This is a genomic window from Ethanoligenens sp., assembly GCF_047718355.1.
Lineage (GTDB): Bacteria > Bacillota > Clostridia > Oscillospirales > Ethanoligenentaceae > Ethanoligenens.
This window is the reverse complement of the sequence record NZ_JBDNLG010000025.1, coordinates 23,713-29,712: the sequence shown is the minus strand read 5'-3', so window position 1 is coordinate 29,712 and position 6,000 is coordinate 23,713. Positions and strand designations below refer to the sequence as shown.

The 6,000-nt window shown below is 45.9% G+C and carries 5 protein-coding genes and 1 pseudogene; 1 reads left to right on the top strand and 5 read right to left on the bottom strand.

The window, feature by feature from the left end:
* Window positions 1-252: pseudogene (locus ABF463_RS05775) on the top strand (hypothetical protein); the annotation flags it as partial.
* 134 nt (window positions 253-386) lie between these two features.
* Here the strand turns inward: ABF463_RS05775 and ABF463_RS05770 are convergent.
* The 5 genes from ABF463_RS05770 to ABF463_RS05750 all read right to left on the bottom strand — a co-directional run bounded on the left by ABF463_RS05770 (window position 387) and on the right by ABF463_RS05750 (window position 5,898).
* Window positions 387-1,793 (bottom strand): ankyrin repeat domain-containing protein, encoded by a 1,407-nt coding sequence (locus ABF463_RS05770; RefSeq protein WP_415532615.1) that lies wholly within the window; start codon window positions 1,791-1,793, stop codon window positions 387-389.
* A 377-nt stretch (window positions 1,794-2,170) separates the two neighbouring features.
* The gene (locus ABF463_RS05765) at window positions 2,171-2,302 is read right to left on the bottom strand and encodes a sporulation transcriptional regulator SpoIIID (RefSeq protein ID WP_415532614.1); all 132 of its coding nucleotides are present in this window, start codon (window positions 2,300-2,302) and stop codon (window positions 2,171-2,173) included.
* A 161-nt stretch (window positions 2,303-2,463) separates the two neighbouring features.
* On the bottom strand, window positions 2,464-3,441 hold the full coding sequence (locus tag ABF463_RS05760) for a glycosidase (protein WP_415532613.1): 978 nt from the start codon (window positions 3,439-3,441) through the stop codon (window positions 2,464-2,466).
* Between the two features lie 259 nt (window positions 3,442-3,700).
* A complete protein-coding gene (locus ABF463_RS05755; RefSeq protein WP_415532616.1) occupies window positions 3,701-4,720 on the bottom strand; it encodes a glycosyltransferase in 1,020 nt (339 codons plus the stop codon).
* Window positions 4,721-4,725: 5 nt separating this feature from the next.
* Window positions 4,726-5,898, bottom strand: coding sequence for a glycosyltransferase family 4 protein (locus ABF463_RS05750; protein ID WP_415532612.1), 1,173 nt, complete (start codon window positions 5,896-5,898; stop codon window positions 4,726-4,728).
* Window positions 5,899-6,000: the final 102 nt, after the last annotated feature.

Sequence of the window (6,000 nt, the reverse complement as noted above, 5' to 3'; positions counted from 1 at the left end):
GATATCATGTATATGTTGGGGGTCTGCTCTTTTCCACGCTTTTCCGGTAATGTATATCGCCCGTGCACGATGCTGTATTTTCCCTTGAAGCACGCTCTAATCCCCGAATCGACGATGAGTATTCTAAGGCAGCGCGAAATTGTGCATGATCAACGTTTCGGTGAAGCGCTGCGTATCACTTTGAATCATTTAAATGAAAAGAACTTTTATGCGTTCAATCCATCGTTTGATACGCCCGCAGCAAACCGGTAACCCTTTTGAAAGTTCATTGTACCTTCCCTGGCACCGTGCTCACAAGATGCGTGCGATCTTGACGTCGGAAGCACCGCTCGCTCGCATATAGGCGATAGGGCACCGTGCTTACAAGGTGCGCGCGGTCTTGACGGTTACCTATCACTCACAGCCCCTTTACTAATTAAATAATTTACGATATCCGTATACCCTCCTGCATTGGCATTTTCCAGAGGGGTCATTCCGTTTGCTTCTCCATTAACATCGGCACCGTGCTCGACCAAAAATTTGACAGATTCAAAATTTCCAAATTGACAAGCAATTCCCAACGCAGTATCTCCTTGAAACTTGACATCCTGATTAATACCCAAACTTAAAAAGTACTGCAATATGCTAGGTTGGTCTTTCATCGCAGCTGCCTGCATAGCAAGATTAATATCTTCTTTTGGATAACCGGAGTCTAACAGCAGTTTGACCATGTTCAAATCCCCATTACCAGAAGCACTCCAAAGAACATCAGAGCTTCTAAAAGTAAGTTTGGGTGTCACCTTTGCGCCTGCTGACAATAATATTTGTGTAGTGTTAATTTTGTCGTTTACAACTGCTAACTCAAGTGGCGTATACTGATCATGATTTTGAGTTTCCAAACTAAGTTGCTTTGAAATCAAGTATTGCAAAGTATCCGCATTCCCTGACTTTGCAGCTATTGCTAAAAGCGTATTTCCATCACCATCGCTCACATGGATATTAAAACCAGCTTGCAAAAACTGCTCTACAGTGTTTGGGCTACCAAATGCAACTGTATAAAAGAGCACTCGATTTTTTTCATTATTTGAAATTTGCCCTGTTGAAAGTAATGATAATACTTCTGAAGAATTCCCTAAAATTGCAGCCTCGTATGCACGTGAGAGCCCAGATTTTTGTCCAGAAGCAAGTAATAGCTTTAGATTATCTTGAATGAGATTGTATTTACAATAGCCATCATTATTATAGCCCTTTAGCGCCGAGCCAAATGTCCTCGGAGTGATTTTTGCTCCATTGCCAATTAAAAATGTTTGGAGTTGACTTATTGTCAAATCATCTTCAGCATTTGACGTAGTTGCTCCAAAAAACACATTATCTAAAGCTGTATAGCCGTCTTTACCAGTTGCATTAATTTTTGCTCCATGGTCTAAAAGAAGTTGGCATAGCTTTTTGTCATAAATACGAGCCGTGTAGAATATCAACGGGTTTCCTTCAGCGTCTTTACAATTGGCATTTGCTCCATTTTGAATTAACCACCGAGCAGTATTCAAGCTGTATAAATAGCAAGCTATTCTAAAAGGGTTTTTTTCAAAGCCACCCCAATCGCTTACCTCATGCAAATTTCCGGACAATTTATTAATATTGGCTCCGTCATGAACTGCTTTTTGTACTCCATCTACGTTTCCGATTCGTATGCTTGCTAACAAACTAGCATCGCTGTTTTTTGGTTTAGCAATAGGCAAATCCAAAGATGCACAAGAGGACAAAATCATGCTTGCTGATAGTATCATTGTAACAACATACTTAACTTTTGACATCCCAACCACCCCTATTATTACCATGTGAAGGACAAATGCCTTCCCCCCAAAAATACCATATACACTCAAAATTTACAAGCGCCGAATTTATAACAACGATGACCGCGAAGATTTTGGACCAATCAAGCGCGGCCTCAATAACAAAAAAGACAGCCAGCGTAATAACCTTTAAGGCTTCCCCGTTTCATGTTGCTACATGCCGCTGAACCGCCAAGAGGCCGGGCTTTTCTTCCGGCTAGTATCCAAACGCTACGAACACGCCAACATTATCCTTGCTGCCTGCATACGTCCATCTCCACACACTGCTCATAGCAAACGGCGGAGGCACGCCATCCGCGCCTCCGCCGTTTGCTATCTGACTACCCAAATCAATCGTTCTATATTATTACTACCCTATATACGGTAGATTTGCTGATTCCAAATTCTTTGGCGGCGCCTCGCACTGTGGACTGGTGTGCGATGATATACTCGCCCAGTTCCACAGCCCGTTCCTCCACAATGCTTTTCACTGAAAAGCTCCCTCATGTGTTTATATCGCTACATGTATATGTACGGGGACGGCAAGTATGTGGAAAATCGCTCCTATACAGTGATAACCCGATCACATAGCTCACGGCATACTTACAGCAATGCAGACCAATTGGGCAATGCAAATAACTCGTGCCCCATGTTACAATTCTTCCGGCTCTGGACAGCTGTGTATATATGTCAGCACATCGTGCAAAGATGCGGCTGCAAGCGCAATACAGGTGTCTGCGGCTCCATAATACATCTTGATTTTTCCACTAGCTTTATTCAATATCCATCCACAAGGAAAAACGACGTCCCGCACATCTCCTTCTTTTTCATAATGCTCACGCGGGCCAAAAATCCACTCATCACTTCGACGCAGGACTTTATTGGGGTTCTCCAGATCCAGCAAGGCTAGGCCGAGCCGATAGAGGGCGCCAGATGCCGTCTGCCTGACACCATGATAGAGAATCAGCCATCCTTCCGTCGTCTCCAGCGGTTGGGCGCAAAGACCCACTTTGTTGGCGTCCCACCAGCCACCTTTGCGCGCATTAATCAGAATTTGATGATTTCCCCAATATTTTAAATTATCGGACTCCGAAATCCAAATATGGGCACCAAGCTCAATAGGACGGTGAATGATCAACCACTTTCCCCCAAACTTTCTGGGGAAAAGCGCAGCGTCCTTATCCTCTGGCGGCATAATGGAGCCAAGCCGTTCAAACGTCTGGAAATCAGATGTCAGAGCCATACACACAGTAGGACCGGATTCTGAATAACCTGTGTAAACCACCGCATATCGCTCCAGCTCTTCTATATAAGTAATTCTGGGGTCTTCCACCCCCCACGCTTCTTCCGGATATGACGGATCGGACTCCAGCGTGGGCGTTTTATCAATGGTCCAATTGCTAATGCCGTCTTCGCTGATGGCCTTTGCCAGATGCGAAAATCCTCTGCGGTCCTCCACTCGGGCGAGTAGAAGTACCTTGCTGTCAAACATTGTTGCGGCGGGGTTAAAGACCGTATTAACCGAATACGGCCAGTCTTTTGCTGTCAAAATCGGATTGTAGCAATAGCGCGTAAAAATTTCTCTAAATGTATTGTCCTCTGTTTTGAGTTTAGTTTCAAAGTGATTCATAGAACGGTTCATCTCCAATAACAGACGGTCAAATAGTCATCGATCCTGCGGCTCCTATCCCGCTTTTAGAACATCATCAACAGCGGTTTTCCCAGAAACATGGAACATCCGAGAGATGTGGACAAAAGCACCATATCTCCTGCATTCAGTTTGTATTTTCCTATTTAGCAGAAAGCTCTGCATTTTCTGTTATATTCATACAAACAAGAAATGTGCTTGCGCCCGTCTGTGTGGAATAGGTACCGTCCAATCAAAATTATCATCGGCTCAAATAGTCTTGAAGCTTCAGATACGCAATCCAATAAGACACAAGGCTTTCCGCACCCTGGTTGCGGTTAATCTGATCACCATTGGTACCATCATAGCATCCTCCGGTGTCGAGGTCGACCATACAAATCTTTTGCGCGTTGTTACCCAGGTACCACGAAAAACAGGTGCGTGCCTTTTCAAGATAGCTGGCATCACCAGTCATCTTATATGCTGTAAGATAGGCCAGCACACCGCCGCACGGTTCGACCGGCTGCTCATCGTAACGGGCGGGCCTCCCGCCTTTTTTCAGCCAGCCATGGCATCCGATTGCATGAAAATGGCCGTGTTCAGTAGTTTTGCTTTCAAGAAACCCAAGGCTCTCCAGCCCTATCTCTTGCCATTCGGCTACATTCAAAATCCGGGCAACCCGCATCATGGCTCGCGGCAAGACAAAGTTGCAGTAGGTCATCTCATTTTCAAACCATTGCCATGACTCGACCTGATGCGAACGATATGCATCTGCGAGCAATGTGCCTAACTTGCACAGTTCATCCTGATAAGGGCTGCCTTTTCCCAAAAAGCTGAGTGCGACAGCCGCATAAGCCCCCGCCCGCAGAAAACGGAGCGACTGGCAATGCGGTATAGCACGCGCCAATTGCATTTGCAGCATATTCCGTATGGCGCGAGGTGTAGACTCCCGTGAAAGCGTATAGCAAATGGCCCACAGGCAGCGTCCAAAACAGTCCTCCGATCCCATTTCCTCCAAAAAATCGCGGTTATATCCCATAAAATTACGGAAAGTCCCATTCTTGTTCTGCGCATAACACAAGAAAGCAGCATAACGATAAAGTAGAGCGGCATAAGCCGGTTTCCGCTCTCTTTCGTAGAGCAGCGATGCCATAATAAGCGCCCGTGCATTATCATCGGTGGTGTATCCTTCATTCGGGTCGGGCACTCCGTCTATTGCGTGCTGAAACATCCCGGTGTCGTCAGTCATTCGGAAGATATGGTCTGTACTGCAAGGTATCACCGTATTCAAACAGCATGCCTCCCCGGGGCAGTCTGCCATAATATTTCTTCAAAAAGTGTGCGGTATTGTTCCGCCACATTGGGCCAAAGCATTTGGGTACCGAACCGGAGCGTGCGCTGTTCCATTTTTCTTTTTTCCTCTGGATGTTCCAAGACGTATGTGATCTGTTTTGCAAGCGAATCCACATTGCCAAACTCCGCAAGCAGCCCTCTGCCATCGGCAAGCATTTCTTTTGCATATTGGTACGGTGTCGACACAATCACGCGGCCGTACCCCACGGCATATGCCAGGGTGCCGCTGACAGCCTGCTCTTTTCCAAGATACGGAGTCATATACACATCGGAAAGCTGCAAATACCGGATAATCTCGTCCTTTGTCAAGTAGCGATTGACAAACCTTACATTGTCGCAAAGGTGCAGCTGCTTGACCTGATCTTCAAGCGATTCCCGATAAGTCTCGCCGGATTGTTTCTGTACAGCCGGATGTGTCTGTCCCAGAATAAGATACAGAACATCTTTATGGGTTTGCACCACTTTCGCAATCGCTTCAATGCCGTACTCGAGACCCTTGCCAGGGCTAAGCAGCCCAAAGGTGCTGACCACAGAACGGCCTGCCAGTTCAAATTTCTGTTTTAATTCATTTCTGGGCTCCCGTTGACGCATTGGCACACCGTGATGAATAACCGCGATCTTTGTACCGTCAATACGATAGACATCCTTTAAGATGTTAACCGTGTTCTGCGCCATCGTGACCACTTTCTGGGCCTTTTGACCCAGCACATTTAAAATCTGCCGTTGTTTTTCACTGGGGGAGGAAAGCACTGTGTGGAGTGTAACGACAAACGGAATCTGCAAATGCACGATGAAAGCCAGCAAATAGTCTCCGTCCTTACCGCCGTAAATACCATATTCATGCTCAACCACCAGCAAGTCTATGGCGGCATGATTCACTTCTTGCGCTATCTGTAGATAACTCGCCTTATTCTGTTGGTCAATCTCAAACAGCACCTGTGCGTCATACTGATCGTGCGCATTGCTCATAGCAATGACTTTGATATTTGGGGTTTCTGGCAACTTGCCGAGTTCTGTGACAAGATCCTGTGTAAATGTGGCAATACCGCAGGCTCGCGGTGGATATGTGCTCAAAAATGCCAATTTCATCTTATGTGAGTCGATCAAACGAATGCCCCCTAAAGCACGCTTAAAAAAGCGATTGATTCTAACCATTCCATCTGAAAACGCAGTCTATAAATTCCACACGCCCATCGATTAAATGTTTCT